Origin of the sequence: Rathayibacter sp. PhB186 (assembly GCF_003751825.1) — a bacterium.
GTDB lineage: Bacteria > Actinomycetota > Actinomycetes > Actinomycetales > Microbacteriaceae > Rathayibacter > Rathayibacter festucae.
In genome coordinates this window covers 711,263-726,614 of sequence record NZ_RJKO01000001.1, presented here as the reverse complement: position 1 = coordinate 726,614, position 15,352 = coordinate 711,263, and the positions used below count along the sequence as shown (strand labels likewise).

Sequence of the window (15,352 nt, the reverse complement as noted above, 5' to 3'; positions counted from 1 at the left end):
CCTCTACGACAACTTCTGGAGAGCGGATCCGCACGCCGACGAGGTGGCCATCAGGTCCGCAGAAGTTGTCGTAGGGGGTACGCGAGTACGACAACTTTTGGAGAGGGGGCGGCGGGCGTCAGAGGTACAGCGGCTCCGGGTCGTGGGCGGCGAAGCGGCGGCGCATCACGGCGATGGCGTCGGCGTGCTCGTCGACGAGGACGAAGCGGCGGCCGAGGGCGTGGGCGACGGCGCCGGTGGTGCCGGAGCCGGCGAAGAAGTCGAGGACGGCGTCGCCCTCGCGACTGGAGGCCTGGACGATGCGACGGAGCACGCCCTCGGGCTTCTGGGTGGGGTAGCCGGTCTTCTCCCGGCCGGTGGGCGAGACGATGGTGTGCCACCAGACGTCGGTGGGGCGCTTGCCGCGCTCGGCCTTCTCGGGGGTGACGAGGCCGGGCGCCATGTACGGCTCGCGGTCCACGGCGGCGGAGTCGAAGTGGTAGCCGCGCGGGTCCTTGACGTAGACGAGGATCGTGTCGTGCTTGGTCGGCCAGCGCTTGGTGGCCTTGGCGCCGTAGTCGTAGGCCCAGATGATCTCGTTGAGGAAGCACTCGCGGCCGAACAGAGCGTCCAGCAGCACCTTGGCGTAGTGCGCTTCGCGGTAGTCGAGGTGCAGGTAGAGGGTGCCGTCGTCGGCGAGCAGGCGCCAGGCCTCGGCGAGGCGCGGCTCGAGGAAGGACCAGTAGTCGTCGAAGCGGTCGTCGTAGCGGAGGAGGTCGCCGCGGATCCGCTCGTAGCTGCGGCCCTTGAAGCCGGAGATGGTCCCGGTCGCCGAGCGGACGGAGGTGGTCGATGTCCGCACCTGCGCGCGGCCGGTGTTGAAGGGCGGATCGAGGTACACCACGGTGAAGGACCCGTCCGCGAGCAGCGGCAGGACCTCGAGGTTCTCGGCGTGGATCACCGCGCTCCGGGTCTCCGGAACGCCGTCCGCGATCTGGATCGTCCTGGGCACTCCGCAATGGTGTCACGGGGGCGGCGGCCCCTCCGACACGGCCCGGGCCCCTCCGACACGCCTCGGCGGGCGGGTGCCCGGGCCGCCGCGGGCCCCGGCGTAGAGTGACGCGATGATCTCCGAGGTGCGCCACGACGAGGACCGGTCCCAGTACACGCTGTGGGTCGACGGCGAGAACGTCGGCCTCGCCGACTACGCGCTCCGCGGCGCGGACGTGGTCTTCCTGCACACCGAGATCGCGCCCGAGCACCGGCACGAGGGCCTCGGCGACCGTCTGGTTGAGGCAGCCCTGGACGACGCCCACGAGCGGGGAGCGCACGTCGTCCCGCTCTGCCCGTTCGTCGCCGACTTCATCGCCGAGCACCCGGACTACCAGGAGCTCCTCGCGAGCTGAGCCGAGCGGAGCCGGAGCCGGCGCCGCGGAGGGCGCCCCGCCTCACGGCACCCGGCGCAGCCACTCCGGCGTCGAGTACTTCGACGTCACGAGCTCCTCGGCCTCCGCGTACTCCTCGGCCGTCAGGTCGCCCGCGGTCCCGCCGTGCAGCTGGACGAACGTCGCCTTCATCCGCTCGATGATCTCGGCGCGGCTGAGCCCGGTCTGGCTGCGCAGCGGATCGACGCGCTTGACCGCGGAGGCGATGCCCTTGTCGGAGAGCTTCTCGCGCCCGATCCGCAGCACCTGCACCATCTTCTCGGCGTCGATGTCGTAGCTCATCGTCACGTGGTGCAGGACGGCGCCGGAGCCGAGCCGCTTCTGCGCCGCCCCGCCGATCTTGCCGGAGGGCGAGGTGATGTCGTTGAGCGGCTGGTAGACCGCGTCGATGCCGAGCGACTGCAGCGCGCTGACGGCCCACTCGTCGAGGAAGGCGTAGGAGTCGGCGAAGGTGAGCCCCTGCACCAGGTCGCCGGGCACGTAGAGCGAGTAGGTGACGACGCTGCCCGCCTCCATGAACATCGCGCCGCCGCCGGAGATGCGGCGGACGACCTCGACGCCGTACTTCTCCGCGTTCTCGAGGTCGACCTCGTTGCGCAGCGACTGGAAGCTGCCGATCACCACGGCGGGCTGGTCCCACTCCCAGATCCGCAGCGTCGGCTCGCGGCGCCCCTCGCCGACGGCGGCGGTGAGCACCTCGTCGAGCGCGAGGTGCATCGACGGCGAGACCGCCTTCGCGTGCACGATCCGCCAGTCGTAGTCGCGCCAGCTGGTCGCCTTTTGCAGCGAGCGCCGGATCGCGACCGCGACGGCCTCGGGCGTGAAGCCGAGCAGCACCGCGTCAGCGGGGAGCGCCTGCCGGATGGCCGCGGCGATCGTCTTCGCGTCGCTCTCGGCGGGGAGCCCCACGACCGCGCGGTCGATGTCGTCGAGCGCCGTGTCGGGCTCGAGGAAGAAGTCGCCCGCGAGCCGGAAGCCGGCGAACCTCCCGTCGACGACGTCGAGGTCGACGACCACGAGCTTTCCACCGGGGACCTTGTACTCGCCATGCATGACGTCAGCCTAGGCCGGAGGAGCGACGTCCTCCCCGGCGACCGGGAACCGCTCGTCGAGCCAGCCGACCAGGTCGGCCGTGACCTCGACGCGGTTGAGCTCCTGGAACAGCTCGTGCCGTGCCTCCGGGTACACCCGCACACTGACGTCCGTGTAGCCGGCGCGACGCCGGTAGGCCTGCGCCAGCGCCCGCACCGAGCGCTCGCCGCCGAGCGTGTCGTCGGCGCCGACCACCAGCAGCAGCGGCAGCGGGTGCTCGGGCCGCCGGGCGGGCCGGCCGATCAGCCGGAGCGTCTCGCGCAGCCCGATCCGCTTCGCGAGCGGAGTGGTGAAGGTCAGCGGGTCGTCGTGGAAGAGCTGCCAGACCGCCGGGTCGCGAGAGAGCCACTCGAGCCCGAGCCCGCCGGGCACCCGGTGCCGGCGGGCCAGATCGCCCGCGTTCATGTAGCCGGGCAGCCGGTAGGCCGTGCCGCTGAGGATCAGGGCCGCGTAGTCGGCGGAGCGGTGGTCGACGATCCGCTGCGCCATCAGCGAGCCCCAGGAGTGGCCGAGCAGGACGATCGGGACGCCGCAGTTCTCCCCGGCGAGCTCGCGGGTGAGCCGGTTGATCGCCTCCTCGGCCGCGCGCAGACCGCCCGGCCCGAGCCGGCCGAGCTCCGCGACGTCGCCGCCGTGCTGCTCGAGGCCGGTCCGCCCGTGCCCGCGGTGGTCGTCGGCGGCGACGGCGTAGCCCGCCGCGACCAGCGCCTCGGCGAGCTCGACGTAGCGGCCGGAGTGCTCGCCGACGCCGTGCGCGATCTGCACGATCGCCCTCGGGCGCGGGTGCGACCACCAGCGCCAGTGGATCGTCACGCCGTAGGCGTCCTGGAAGGTCCTGTCGACCGCGGTGCCGGGCATGAGACCAGTGTGGCCCTCGGGCCGCGGAGCGCGAAGAAGCGCGCGCCAACTGAGAAGATACTCACGATCCGTCGGACAACGGTCCCGCCCGCCCGCCTGATCGCTAGCGTTCTACCGCCGTGCGGAGCCCCCACGACCGTCCCCATCCCCCATCTCGAGCGAGGCCAGCCCCCACATGACCGTGTCGCCCCTGATCTGGACCCTGACGATCGTCTTCATCGTCCTGCTCCTGCTCTTCGACTTCTTCTTCCACGTGCGCAAGGCGCACGAGCCGACCCTCAAGGAGTCGGCGCTCTGGTCGGCCCTCTACGTCGGCATCGCCGTGCTCTTCGGCGTCGGCGTCCTCGTCTTCGGCGGACCGACCCCGGGCTCCGAGTACTTCGCCGGCTACATCACGGAGAAGGCGCTGTCGGTCGACAACCTCTTCGTCTTCCTCATCATCATGGCGAGCTTCAAGGTGCCGCGCGCCGACCAGCAGAAGGTGCTGCTCTTCGGCATCGTCTTCGCGCTGATCGCCCGCACCGGCTTCATCTTCCTCGGCGCCGCGCTGATCAACTCCTTCGCCTGGATCTTCTACCTCTTCGGCCTGATCCTGCTGCTGACCGCCTTCAATCTGGTGAAGCCCGGCGACGAGCACGCCGGCGACAACGTGATGGTCCGCCTCGCCAAGCGCGTCTTCAAGACGAGCGACCAGTACGACGGCGACAAGTTCTACACGCACATCGACGGCAAGAAGGTCCTCACGCCGATGATCCTGGTGATGGCGGCGATCGGCGGCACGGACATCCTGTTCGCCCTCGACAGCGTCCCCGCGATCTTCGGCCTCACCAGCGACGTCTTCCTGGTCTTCACCGCCACGGCGTTCTCGCTGCTGGGCCTGCGCCAGCTCTACTTCCTGATCGACGGACTGCTCGACCGCCTCGTCTACCTCAGCTACGGCCTCGCCGCGATCCTCGCCTTCATCGGCGTGAAGCTGATCCTGCACGCGCTGCACGAGAACAACCTGCCGTTCATCAACGGCGGCGAGCACGTCGAGGTCTTCGAGATCGGCACCGGCCTCTCGCTCACCGTGATCATCGGAGTGCTGGCCGTCACCGTCATCGCCTCGCTGGTCAGCCCGAAGGGCCGCCGCATGGCCGCCGAGGCCGCGGAGCGCAAGCGCGTGGCCGCAGCAGCGGGAGCGGATGTCGAAGCCGGGCACTGACCTGCAGAACTGAGACTGGGACGCCGATCCGGGGAGGAAATGCCCCGGATCGTGCGTCCCAGCCTTCGTTCTGCGGCTACTTCGCTCGGTACCGGTGCTCGGGGCGGCCGGTGGTGCCGTAGCTCAGGGTCATCTCCACCAGGCCGCGGCCCGCGAGGCCCGAGAGGTAGCGCTGAGCGGTCGCGCGCGAGATGCCGGCGCGCTCAGCGACCTCCAGGGCCGAGAGCTCGGCGCCGGACTCGGACAGGCGCGCCAGCACCAGCTGCTCCGTCGCCGAGCGGGACGGCTGGGTCGCCGCCGCGTCGCCCGAGTGCAGGATGCGCAGTGCCCGCTCCACCGCCTCCTGGTCGGCGACCCGGTCCTCGCGCAGCACGTTGCGGAAGCGCACGTAGGCGTCGAGGCGCTCGCCGAGCAGGCGCGCGTCGAACGGCTTGATCAGGTAGCCGAGGGCCCCCGCGTGCAGGGCCTTCCGCACCGTCGCCCCGTCCGAGGCGGCGCTCACCACGAACGCGTCCGTCTCCAGCTCGCGCAGCAGCGCGATCCCGCTCTGGTCCGGCAGGTGCACGTCGAGCAGCAGCAGGTCCGGCGCGTGCTCGAGCACCGCCGCCCGCGCCGCCCGGGCGGTGTGCACCGGCGGCAGCGCCCGCAGGCCCTGCCGGGTGTCGACCAGGTCGGCGTGCAGCTGCGCCACCCGGAAGTCGTCGTCGACGACGAGCACGGTGCGCTCCTGCTGATCCGGTGTCATCGGTCCTCCTCCTCGAGCGGCGACTCGTCGGGCAGCTCCTCCGGCGGCCGCACCGCGCCCGGCAGCCGCGCGCAGAGCACCGCCCCGGAGGACTCGCCACCGGCGTCCGCCAGCCAGACCTCGCCGCCGCGCCGCGCCGCGACCTCGCGGCAGAGCGGCAGCCCGAAGCCGCGGCCGTGCACGCGGTCGTCGTCCTCGTCCACCGCGCCCGGCCCGCGCGCGAAGAGCGACTCCGGATCGGCGACGCCGTCTCCCGAGTCCGCGACCGTCACGAACAGCGCGTCCCCGTCGTCGAGCAGCTCGATCTCGACGAACCGGACGTCCCGGCTCCCCTCGACCGCCGCGCGCACTGCGTTGTCGACGAGGTTGCCGACCACCGTCGCGACGTCCTCCGGCTCGATCACCGTCCCGCGCACCAGCGTCTCCTCCCCCAGCGTCAGCAGCACGCCGCGCTCGGCCGCCTCGATCCCCTTCGCGCCGACCAGCGCCTGGAGGTACGGCTCCTGCAGCCGGTCGGCGTGCTGCACCGGATACTTCAGCGGCCCGCGGGTCAGCACCTCGTCGAGGTACTCGCGCGCCGAGCCGATCCGGCCGGCGTCGAGCAGCCCGGCGACCACGTGCAGCCGGTTGGCGAACTCGTGCCGCTGCACCCGCAGCGCGTTGGTCATCGCGCCGACGGCGTCGAGGCGCCGACTGAGCGCGGCGAGCGCCGTCCGATCGCGCAGCACCACCACGACGCCGAGATCGCGGTCGCCGCGGGTGACCCGCCGGATGTCGACGTAGACGATGCGGGAGCGCACGACGAAGCCCTCCTCGCCGGTGCCGCGGGAGGGCTCCGTCGAGGCGAGGGCCGCGGCGATCGCGTCGGCGAGCGGCTGCGGCAGCCCGAGGTCGGCGAGCGCGCGGCCGTGCAGGGCGCGACCGGTCGGATCCTCCGAGCCGAGGATCGCCGCGGCGCGGGCGTTGCAGACGCCGACCCGTCCGTCGCGGTCGAGGGCGAGCACCCCCTCGTCGACTCCGTCGAGCACCGCGGCCTGGTCCTGCACCAGCGCGGTGAGCTCCTCCGGCGCGAGGCCGAGCGTCAGCCGCAGCAGCCGGCGCCGGATGAAGACGGAGGCGACGGCCGCGAGCACCAGGCCGGCGAGCGCCGCCGCGAGCACGCCCAGCAGCGCGGTCGGCAGGTCGTCGAAGACGCTGGAGCGGGCGAAGCCGATGCTCACCTCGCCGACCACGCGCGCGCCGTCCGGCCCGTAGACCGGCACCTTCGCCCGCGCGGACTCGCCGAGCGTGCCGGTGCCCCAGGACACCGACTCCCGGCCGGCGAGCGCCTCCTCCGCACTCGTCGAGACCACCTCGCCGAGCCGCTCGGGGTCGGGGTGCGCCAGCCGGATGCCGCGGTCGTCGGTGATCACGACGAAGAGGGCGCCGGTGCGCTCCTCGATCGCCTCGGCGGCGGTCTCGAGCGTCCCGCCCTCCAGCTCGGTCCGCGAGGGCACGGCCGGGTCGGCGGAGGACGCCGCGACCGCGTCGCGCACGTCGGCGTCCTCGGCGACGGTGCGGGCGATGGCGAGCGCCGTCTCCTCCGCCTCGCCCTGCAGCTGCTGCACGCTCAGCGCGGTGACGAGCCCCGCGCAGACCAGGACGGCCGCGGCGACGGTCGCGAGCTGCAGCACGAGCACGTGGGTCGCGAAGCGCATCGAACTCCTCGTCGTCGAGACGGCCGGGCCGGTCGGGACGGTCGGGCCGGTCGGGCCGGTCGGGATGCGCAGAATGCGCAGAACCCACACTATGCGCAGATCGCGCGCTAATGAGCGATACCCGGCCCGGGCGCCCGGGGCTGCCTAGTGTGTCCACGACCTGGAGAGCCCGCCGCGGGATCCCGGACGCACGACGACGAAGGAGTCAGCAGTGTTGGTAGTACTCGGATTCACGATGATCCTGGCCTTCATGGCCCTGATCATGACCAAGCGGCTCACGCCGATGGTCGCCCTGATCGTCGTCCCGACGATCTTCGGGCTCTTCGCCGGCGCCGGTCTCGGCATCGGCGACATGGTGCTCGAGGCCATCGGCAGCCTCGCCCCCACGGCCGCCCTGCTGATGTTCGCGATCATGTACTTCGGCATCATGATCGACGTCGGCCTCTTCGACCCGCTGATCCGCTTCATCGTCCGCGCGCTCGGCGACGACCCGGCCAAGGTCGTCCTCGGCACCGCACTGCTCGCCGGCGCGGTCTCGCTCGACGGTGACGGCTCGACCACCTTCATCGTGACCACCGCCGCGATGCTGCCGATCTACCTCCGCCTCGGGATGAACCCCGTCGTCCTCACCTGCGTCGCCGGCCTCGCCAACGGCACGCTCAACATCGTCCCCTGGGGCGGCCCCACGGTGCGCGCCGCCGCGGCGCTGCAGGTCTCGCCGAGCGAGATCTTCGTGCCGATGCTGCCCTCGCTCGCCGTCGGCCTCGCCGTCACGCTGGTCTTCGCCTGGTTCCTCGGACTCGGCGAGCGCCGCCGCCTCGGCTCGCTCGCCCTCGCCGAGCCGATGCTCGAGCAGGAGCTCGTCGGCGCCGGCTCGTCCCGCGGCGGCTCGGCTCGCTCCGGCTCCTCGCGCACCGGCGGCCTCGCCGCCCTCACCGGCGGCATCCGCACCGTCGCCCGCGAGCGCTTCTCCTTCCTGCGCGGCCCGGAGTCGCTGCGCGGCGCCCAGGTCGCCGTCGCCGCCCGCGTCCAGGCCGACGACGCCGACACCGCGATGGCCGACACCATGCTCGACCCCGAGCGCGAGACGCTCCGCCCGAAGCTGATCTGGGTCAACCTCGTGCTGACCCTCGCCGTGATGACCCTCCTCGTCGCCGACGTCCTCCCGCTCCCCTACGTCTTCATGGTCGGCTCCGCGGTCGCGCTTCTGATCAACTTCCCGAAGATGAAGGACCAGGCGTCCGAGATCGTCAAGCACGCGCCGAGCATCGTCGGCGTCGTCTCGATGGTCCTCGCGGCCGGCGTGCTGATCGGCGTCCTCAACGGCACCGGCATGGTCGACGCGATGGCCGAGTGGGTCGTCGACGTCATCCCGCCCGCGCTCGGCCCGTTCCTCGCCGTGATCACGGGCGTGCTGAGCATCCCGATGACCTTCTTCATGTCGAACGACGCCTTCTACTACGGCATCCTCCCGGTGCTCTCCGAGAGCGCCGCGCAGTACGGCATCGACCCGGTCGAGATGGCCCGCGCGTCGATCACCGGCCAGCCCGTCCACCTGCAGAGCCCGCTCGTGCCGGCGATCCTGCTGCTGGTCTCGCTCGCCGCGGTCAACCTCGGCGACCACCACCGCAAGGTCCTCTGGCGCGCGGTGATCGTGTCGCTGGTGATGCTCGCGGTCGGGGTCCTGGTCGGAGCGATCCCGTTCGGCTGATCCGCCGCCTCCTGAATGCAGGACATCAGCCAGGAAGGGCCGTCATCCGCGATCAGCGATGACACCCCTTCCTGGCTGATGTTCTGTCGCCACCGCCCGCCGTCAGCCCAGCAGCGGCGCCAGGTTCTCCGTCCAGACGTCGAAGCCGAGCTTCACGATCAGCGCGCCGACGACCACGAGGAACGCGATCCGGATGAACCGGCTGCCCTTCGCCACGGCCATCCGCGAGCCGAGGTAGGCGCCCGCCACGTTCGCGAGCCCCATGAACAGCCCGAGCACCCAGATCACGTGGCCGCCCGGCACGAAGTACAGCAGCGCACCGAGGTTCGTCGCGACGTTGACGATCTTCGCCTTCGCGCTCGCGAGCAGGAAGTCGTAGCCCAGCGCCGTGATCAGCGCGATGATCAGGAACGTCCCGGTCCCCGGCCCGATCAGCCCGTCGTAGAAGCCGATGACGAGCCCGAGCACCCCCGCGGTCACCAGGTGCCGGCGCCCGGCGTGCTTGAGCGCGGTGACAGCGCCCATCGCCGGCCGCGCGATCGTCACCACGGCCACGACGATCAGCGCGACGACGATGATCGGCTTGAACACCGAGGCGGGCAGCAGCCCCGCGAGGTTCGCTCCCCCGTAGCTGCCGGCCAGCGCCACCGCCGCCATCGGCAGCGCCGTCCGCAGGTCCGGCCTCGCGCGCCGGTAGAAGGTGATCGCGCTCGTCGTGGTCCCGAAGATCGAGGCGAGCTTGTTGGTCGCGAGCGCCTGCACGGGCGAGATGCCCGGCACGAGCAGCAGGGCGGGGAGTTGGAGCAGGCCGCCGCCGCCCACCACCGCGTCGATCCAGCCTGCGGCGAACGCGGCCAGGATCATCAGCAGGATGACGGGGAGGGCGAGGTCCTCGGTGAACGTCAGCATCGGTCGGAAGCGTATCCGGCCGCCGCCACCCCCTCGACCCGGGCATCGCGCCACCCTAGGGTCGGCGGCATGCGATTCGGACTCTTCATCCCCCAGGGCTGGCGCCACGACCTCGTCGGCATCGATCCCGCCGACCAGTGGCGCACCATGCGCGACCTCGCCCAGCACGCCGACGCCGGCCCGTGGGAGTCGGTGTGGGTCTACGACCACTTCCACACCGTCCCGGTGGTGACGGAGGAGGCCACCCACGAGGCCTGGACCCTGATGGCCGCGTTCGCCGCCGCCACCTCGCGGGTGCGGCTCGGCCAGATGTGCACCTGCATGAGCTACCGCAACCCCGCGCACCTCGCCAAGATCGCCACCACCGTCGACATCGTCTCCGGCGGCCGGGTGGAGATGGGGATCGGCGGCGGCTGGTACGAGCACGAGTGGCGCGCCTACGGCTACGGCTTCCCGCCGATCGCCGAGCGCCTCGGCCGCCTCGACGAGGGAGTGCAGATCATGCGCCAGGCCTGGACCGAGGGCGTCTCGACCCTCGACGGCCGCTACTACCAGGTGGACGGCGCGGTGAACCGCCCGCTCCCCCTGCAGGACGGCGGGATCCCGCTGTGGGTGGCCGGCGGCGGCGAGAAGGTGACGCTGCGCATCGCGGCGCAGTACGCGCAGTACACCAACTTCGCGGGCGCCCCGGAGGCGTTCGACCACAAGAGCGCCGTCCTCCGCGGCCACTGCGAGCGACTCCGCACCGACTACTCCGCGATCACCCGCAGCTCCAACTACAACGTGATGATCGCCGAGTCGGAGGCGGAGGTCGAGAAGGGCCTGCAGCGCCTGGAGGAGCGCGTCACCCCCGCCCTCGGCGCCGAGGCGGCCGCGGCGTTCGTGGCGGAGTACCGCAGCCCCGACGCCCTCGCGGTCGGCACCCCCGCGCAGATCGTCGACCGCCTCGGCGACATGCGCGACCGCGGCATGGACTACGCGATCACGTACTTCCCGGACGCCGCCTACGACCGCTCCGGCCTCGAGCTCTTCGAGCGCGACGTCGTCCCGCACCTGGCCTGACCCGCGCCGTCGATCCGTCGCGAACGGCTCACGCCACACGGGCGAGACGACCTTTCCCGACGGATCGGCACCGCGCCTACGCCTCGCTCGCGCGGTCCGCAAGTCCCTGCGTCGGGGCGGGCCGCCCGCCTACGGTTGAGGCATGGACGCACAGGACATCCGCTGGAACGACGAAGCCCGCGACAAGATCCTCGAGGACTCGGACAGGGTCCTCCGCGAGGCGGTGCTCGACCTCGCGAAGACCAAGAAGGGCGAGCCCTGGGAGGACGTCTTCGCCGAGCTCAACGCACGACTGAAAGATCAGTTCATCGACTTCGAGCCCGGCCCGGACCTCCGCAAGTACGCCGAGGCCGTCTCCGCGGGAGAGATCGAGTCGTGAGTGCCGACGACGGCGACACCGGCCGAGCCGTGGACCCGGCGCTCGCCGACGAGCTGGCCTCGATCCGCGCCGTCGGCGAGGGCCGCCGCGGCGACGCCGCCGACGAGTCGGACGTCGAGCACGGCGACCCGCAGACCGTCGAGCAGGTCGAGCAGGAGCTCAAGGGCGGCCTCGACCTCGACTGACCGTCAGTGACATGCGGAAGGCCCGCTCCCCCGTTGAGGGAGCGGGCCTTCTTGCGTGCTCGGGTGACTACGCCGAGAGGCGCTCGTAGTCGGTGTAGCCCTCGGCGCCGCCGCCGTAGACGGTCTCCTGGACGAGCTCGTTCTCGGGGTGGCCGCCCTGCCAGCGCTCGACGAGGTCGGGGTTGGCCATGACCGGGCGGCCCACCGCGACGGCGTCGGCGTGGCCCTCGGTGATCAGCGACGTCGCCTCCTCGCGGGAGGTCGGGCTGCCGAAGCCGCTGTTCGCGACGAAGACGCCGCCGAAGCGGGTGCGCAGGTCCTGGACCAGCTCGCCGGCGGGCTCGGCGTGCAGGACGCTGAGGTAGGCGAGGCCCAGCGGCGCGAGGCCGTCGACGACCGCCTCGTAGGTGGCGCGCACATCGGCCTCGTCGGTCTCGACGACGTCCTGGATGTTGTGCGCCGGCGAGAGGCGGATGCCGACGCGGCCGGCGCCGATCTCCTCGGCGACCGCGCGGGTGACCTCGACCACGAACGCGGCACGGGCGGCGGGGCTTCCGCCGTAGGCGTCGGTGCGGACGTTGGACACCGGCGAGAGGAACTCGTGCAGCAGGTAGCCGTTGGCTCCGTGCACCTCGACGCCGTCGAAGCCGGCGTCGACGGCGCGGCGGGCGCCGGCGACGAACTCGTCGCGGACGGTGGCGAGCTCCTCGGTGGTCAGCGCGTGCGGGACCGGGAACGGCTTCTTCTCGCCGCTCGGGACGCGGACCTCGCCGTCGATCGCGACGGCGCTCGGCGCGACGATGCGGTCGGTGCCGGTGACGTCGGTGTGCGTGACGCGCCCGCCGTTCATGACCTGCATCACGATGCGGCCGCCGGCGGCGTGCACGGCGTCGGCGACGCCCTTCCAGCCCTCGGCCTGCTCGGCGGTGACGATGCCGGGCTGGCCCGGGTACGCCTTCGACTCGGCGCTCGGGAAGACGCCCTCGCTGATGATCAGACCGAGGGAGGCGCGCTGGGCGTAGTGCTCGGCGATGAGGTCGCCGGGGACGCCCTGCTCGTCGGCGCGCAGGCGCGTCATCGGCGCCATCACGAGGCGGTTCGGCAGTTCGAGGTCGCCGGCGGTGAGGGGGGAGAAGGGATCCACGGATCGCCTTTCGATCGGAGAGCGGGGGGAGGGCGCGTCACCGTTCCCGGGACGCACCCCGGAGGCAACGGCGCCCAGCGCTCGCGCATTCCGCCTCCCGGCGTTCTCCCACCCGCGGTGCGCGGGCCGGCCGGGCGTCGCGCGACAGCACTCCACGCCAGACGGCTCCTCGGCGAGCCGGTCGACCTACGGTTGCGCCGTTCTCTGCACCAGATCAACGAGGAGTCGTGCAATGAAACGATCGACCGCTCTCTGTCTCGCCGCGGCGCTGGTCGTCGTGGGTGGAGCAGCCGTTCCCACTGTGATGAACGCTCTCGAGCGCTCCGAGTTCCAGACTTCGGTGGAAGCTCACATCTACACGGCGAATGCGAAGTGCCAGCTCGTCCGCAACCTGCCCAACGAGACGATCGGCTACATCGAGGGCTACGGCGAGGGGAACACCGAGGCGTCCGCGAGGTCGAGCGCTTCAAAGGATGTGGACAGTCTCGTGCCGGAAGGACACTACAAACGGCACTGCTCGTACTCAGGAATCGGCCGCCGTGGTGGCGGAGGTCGATTCTGATCGCCGCTGCAGACACTGAGAACGACGACTCCCGCGACTGACCACTCGATCACGCATCGTCGACCGGCCCGGCTCTGAAGACTCCGGACACCGGTGCGCACTGCCCACCTCTCCGCTCTCCCCCCTCGGACAGCCCTCGCTCGGGTGACACCCGGGCTGTCTACACTCGGGAGGCGAACGACGAGGGAGTGCGCGATGCCGAACGATTCATCCCCGACGAGGGCCGCGGCCCGCCGGGGCGCCCGCCGATCGCCGATCGCAGCGCTCCTCGCCCTGCTCGCCGCCGCCGGACTCGCGCTCGTCCCCGCCGCCGGCGCCGCGGCCGAGCCGCCCGCGACGCTCGGCTCCTCCGTCGTCCTCGACTCGGCCGGAGTCCTCAGCTCCGCGGAGATCAGCGACATCGAGGCCGCCTCCGCCCAGCTCTACCAGGAGCACAGCGTCCAGCTCTTCGTCGCCTACGTCGACACCTTCACCGCCACCACCGGCGACGAGCGCTGGTCGGACGCGACCGCCGAGCTCAACGGACTCGGCACGAACGACGTCCTCCTCGCCGTCGCGGTCGAGTCGCGGCAGTACCAGGTGTCCGTCGACAACGGCTTCGTCCTCGACGCCGGCCAGGTCTCCGCGCTGGAGACCGACGACATCGAGCCGCAGCTCGTCGACGGCGACTGGGCGGGCGCCGCGGTCGCCGCCGCCCAGGGCATCGGCACCCGCCTCGACGCCCCGAGCGCGGGCCAGGCGCTCGGCTCCGGCCTCCTGATCGTCCTCGCCGTGCTCGCCGGGCTGGTCGTCGTCGGCGTGATCGTCTGGCTCCTCGTCCGCCGCGCGCGCCGCCGGAAGGCCGCCGAGGCGGTCGAGGCGTCGATCGACGAGCTCGCCACCCGCGCCGGCTCCGCCCTCGTGCACGCGGACGACGCGGTGCGCACCAGCGAGCAGGAGGTCGGCTTCGCGGAGGCGCAGTTCGGCTCGGACGCGACCGGCCCCTTCCGCGAGGCGCTCACGACCGCGAAGCGACTGCTCGGCGAGGCCTTCGCCCTCCAGCAGCGGCTCGACGACGCGGAGCCGGAGACCGACCAGGAGCGCCGCGACGGCTACGGCCGGATCCTGCAGCTCTGCGCCGACGCCGAGCAGGTGCTGGACGAGAAGGCCGAGGCCTTCGAGGAGCTCCGCGCCCTCGAGAAGAACGCCCCGGAGGTGGCCGCCCGCCTCACCGCGCGCACCGCGGAGGTCCGGGCCCGCCTCTCCCCCACCCGCGCCCTGCTCGCCGACCTCTCCACCCGCTACGCCCCGACCGCGATCGACGACGTGGAGGACGACGCCGACCAGGCCGAGGACCGCCTCCGCTTCGCCGACGACCAGGTGACCGAGGCGCGGACGGCGCTCACCGCCGGCGACTCGGGCCGCGCGGCCGTGCTCCTGCGCGCCGGCCAGCAGGCGGCCGAGCAGGCCTCGGGCCTCCTCGACGCCGTCGCCACCCGCTCCACCGATCTGCAGGAGGCCGAGCGCACCCTCGCGGGGCGGGTCGCCGAGATCCGCACCGACGTCGCCCAGGGCCGCGCGATCGTCGCGGCGGGCGACTCCGCCGACGCCGCGAGCGCACCCCTCGTCGCGAACGTGCAGTCCGCGGTCGCCACGACGGACGCCGCCCTCGACGCCGTGGAGCGCGACGCCGCCGCGAGCCCTCGCGACCCGCTCGCGCTCCTGGAGCGCCTCACCGCAGCCGACGCCACCATCGACGCCGCAGTCGGCGGCTACCGCGACGCCCAGGCGCAGCGCGAGCGCCAGCGGGCCGCCCTCGCCGCCGAGATCGGCGCCGCCCGCAGCCGCGTCTTCGCCGCGGAGGACTTCATCGCCGCCCGGCGCGGAGCCGTCGGCTCGCAGGCGCGCACCCGCGTCGCCGAGGCCGCGCGCTCGGCGGAGTACGCCGCGCAGATCGCGGCCACCGACCCGGGCGAGGCGCTCGCCTCCGCCCAGCGCGCCTCCGCCCTCGCGCAGCAGGCGCTCCAGGCCGCCCGCTCCGACGCGAGCGCCTACTCCGCCCCCGGCCTCGGCGGCGGCTACGGCGGCAACACCACCGGCGCCTTCCTCGGCGGCATCCTCGTCGAGTCGCTCCTCGGCGGCGGCGGCCGGCGCTCCGGCTACCGCTCCGGCGGCTTCGGCGGCGGCGGCTTCGGGGGCGGTGGCGGCTTCGGCGGCGGCGGCTCCCGTCGCTCCTCCGGGGGCGGCTTCGGCGGCGGTGGCGGCGGAGGCCGTCGCGGCGGCGGCGGACGCTTCTGATCCGCTCCGGACCACCCGCTCGATCCGACGACCCCGCTCACAGACCCCGGGCCCGCATCCGCTCGGCCCCCGCCCGCAAGCACCTCACCCAAGGAGAGACAGC

General features: G+C 72.6%; 15 protein-coding genes. 8 read left to right on the top strand and 7 right to left on the bottom strand.

All coding sequences use genetic code 11. The features are described 5' to 3' along the window. Positions 1-118 precede the first annotated feature (118 nt). The gene (locus EDF45_RS03370; protein WP_123444978.1) at positions 119-991 is read right to left on the bottom strand and encodes a site-specific DNA-methyltransferase; all 873 of its coding nucleotides are present in this window, start codon (positions 989-991) and stop codon (positions 119-121) included. A gap of 112 nt (positions 992-1,103) precedes the next feature. Between EDF45_RS03370 and EDF45_RS03365 the strand changes: the two genes are divergently transcribed. Further along, positions 1,104-1,385: a GNAT family N-acetyltransferase gene (locus EDF45_RS03365; RefSeq protein ID WP_123734973.1), complete on the top strand. Its 282-nt coding sequence runs from the start codon at positions 1,104-1,106 to the stop codon at positions 1,383-1,385. A 42-nt stretch (positions 1,386-1,427) separates the two neighbouring features. Here the strand turns inward: EDF45_RS03365 and EDF45_RS03360 are convergent, their stop codons facing one another. After that, entirely contained in the window at positions 1,428-2,477 is a 1,050-nt protein-coding gene (locus EDF45_RS03360; RefSeq protein WP_123734972.1) for a biotin/lipoate A/B protein ligase family protein, read from the bottom strand. Between the two features lie 9 nt (positions 2,478-2,486). Then, complete coding sequence (locus tag EDF45_RS03355; protein WP_123734971.1) at positions 2,487-3,374, bottom strand: alpha/beta fold hydrolase; 888 nt, start codon at positions 3,372-3,374, stop codon at positions 2,487-2,489. A gap of 175 nt (positions 3,375-3,549) precedes the next feature. Here EDF45_RS03355 and EDF45_RS03350 point away from each other — a divergent pair, with 175 nt between their 5' ends. Further along, entirely contained in the window at positions 3,550-4,578 is a 1,029-nt protein-coding gene (locus EDF45_RS03350) for a TerC family protein (RefSeq protein WP_123734970.1), read from the top strand. A 76-nt stretch (positions 4,579-4,654) separates the two neighbouring features. Here the strand turns inward: EDF45_RS03350 and EDF45_RS03345 are convergent, their stop codons facing one another. Together EDF45_RS03345 and EDF45_RS03340 are read right to left on the bottom strand one after the other, a co-directional pair. Continuing rightward, a complete protein-coding gene (locus EDF45_RS03345) occupies positions 4,655-5,323 on the bottom strand; it encodes a response regulator (RefSeq protein WP_123444973.1) in 669 nt (222 codons plus the stop codon). After that, positions 5,320-7,020 (bottom strand): sensor histidine kinase, encoded by a 1,701-nt coding sequence (locus tag EDF45_RS03340; protein WP_123734969.1) that lies wholly within the window; start codon positions 7,018-7,020, stop codon positions 5,320-5,322. The genes EDF45_RS03345 and EDF45_RS03340 overlap by 4 nt, the downstream gene beginning before the upstream one ends. A 235-nt stretch (positions 7,021-7,255) precedes the next feature. On the opposite strand from EDF45_RS03340, the gene EDF45_RS03335 reads away from it, so the two are divergent. Further along, a complete protein-coding gene (locus EDF45_RS03335) occupies positions 7,256-8,731 on the top strand; it encodes a CitMHS family transporter (RefSeq protein WP_123734968.1) in 1,476 nt (491 codons plus the stop codon). A gap of 102 nt (positions 8,732-8,833) precedes the next feature. Here the strand turns inward: EDF45_RS03335 and EDF45_RS03330 are convergent, their stop codons facing one another. Further along, complete coding sequence (locus tag EDF45_RS03330; protein WP_123444970.1) at positions 8,834-9,640, bottom strand: TSUP family transporter; 807 nt, start codon at positions 9,638-9,640, stop codon at positions 8,834-8,836. Between the two features lie 69 nt (positions 9,641-9,709). Between EDF45_RS03330 and EDF45_RS03325 the strand changes: the two genes are divergently transcribed. The 3 genes from EDF45_RS03325 to EDF45_RS03315 all read left to right on the top strand — a co-directional run bounded on the left by EDF45_RS03325 (position 9,710) and on the right by EDF45_RS03315 (position 11,266). Beyond that, positions 9,710-10,702 carry an LLM class F420-dependent oxidoreductase gene (locus tag EDF45_RS03325; protein WP_123734967.1) on the top strand — a complete coding sequence of 331 codons (993 nt, stop codon included), beginning with the start codon at positions 9,710-9,712 and terminating at the stop codon, positions 10,700-10,702. 142 nt (positions 10,703-10,844) lie between these two features. Further along, complete coding sequence (locus tag EDF45_RS03320; protein WP_123444967.1) at positions 10,845-11,081, top strand: hypothetical protein; 237 nt, start codon at positions 10,845-10,847, stop codon at positions 11,079-11,081. Then, positions 11,078-11,266, top strand: coding sequence for a hypothetical protein (locus EDF45_RS03315; RefSeq protein WP_123444966.1), 189 nt, complete (start codon positions 11,078-11,080; stop codon positions 11,264-11,266). The genes EDF45_RS03320 and EDF45_RS03315 overlap by 4 nt, the downstream gene beginning before the upstream one ends. A 67-nt stretch (positions 11,267-11,333) precedes the next feature. Here EDF45_RS03315 and EDF45_RS03310 read toward each other — a convergent pair whose 3' ends face one another. Further along, complete coding sequence (locus EDF45_RS03310) at positions 11,334-12,410, bottom strand: alkene reductase (RefSeq protein ID WP_123734966.1); 1,077 nt, start codon at positions 12,408-12,410, stop codon at positions 11,334-11,336. 232 nt (positions 12,411-12,642) lie between these two features. Here EDF45_RS03310 and EDF45_RS03305 point away from each other — a divergent pair, with 232 nt between their 5' ends. Both EDF45_RS03305 and EDF45_RS03300 read left to right on the top strand, forming a co-directional pair. Next, positions 12,643-12,972 carry a hypothetical protein gene (locus tag EDF45_RS03305; RefSeq protein ID WP_148060209.1) on the top strand — a complete coding sequence of 110 codons (330 nt, stop codon included), beginning with the start codon at positions 12,643-12,645 and terminating at the stop codon, positions 12,970-12,972. Positions 12,973-13,167: 195 nt separating this feature from the next. Then, a complete protein-coding gene (locus tag EDF45_RS03300; protein WP_123734964.1) occupies positions 13,168-15,249 on the top strand; it encodes a TPM domain-containing protein in 2,082 nt (693 codons plus the stop codon). The last annotated feature ends 103 nt before the right edge of the window (positions 15,250-15,352 follow it).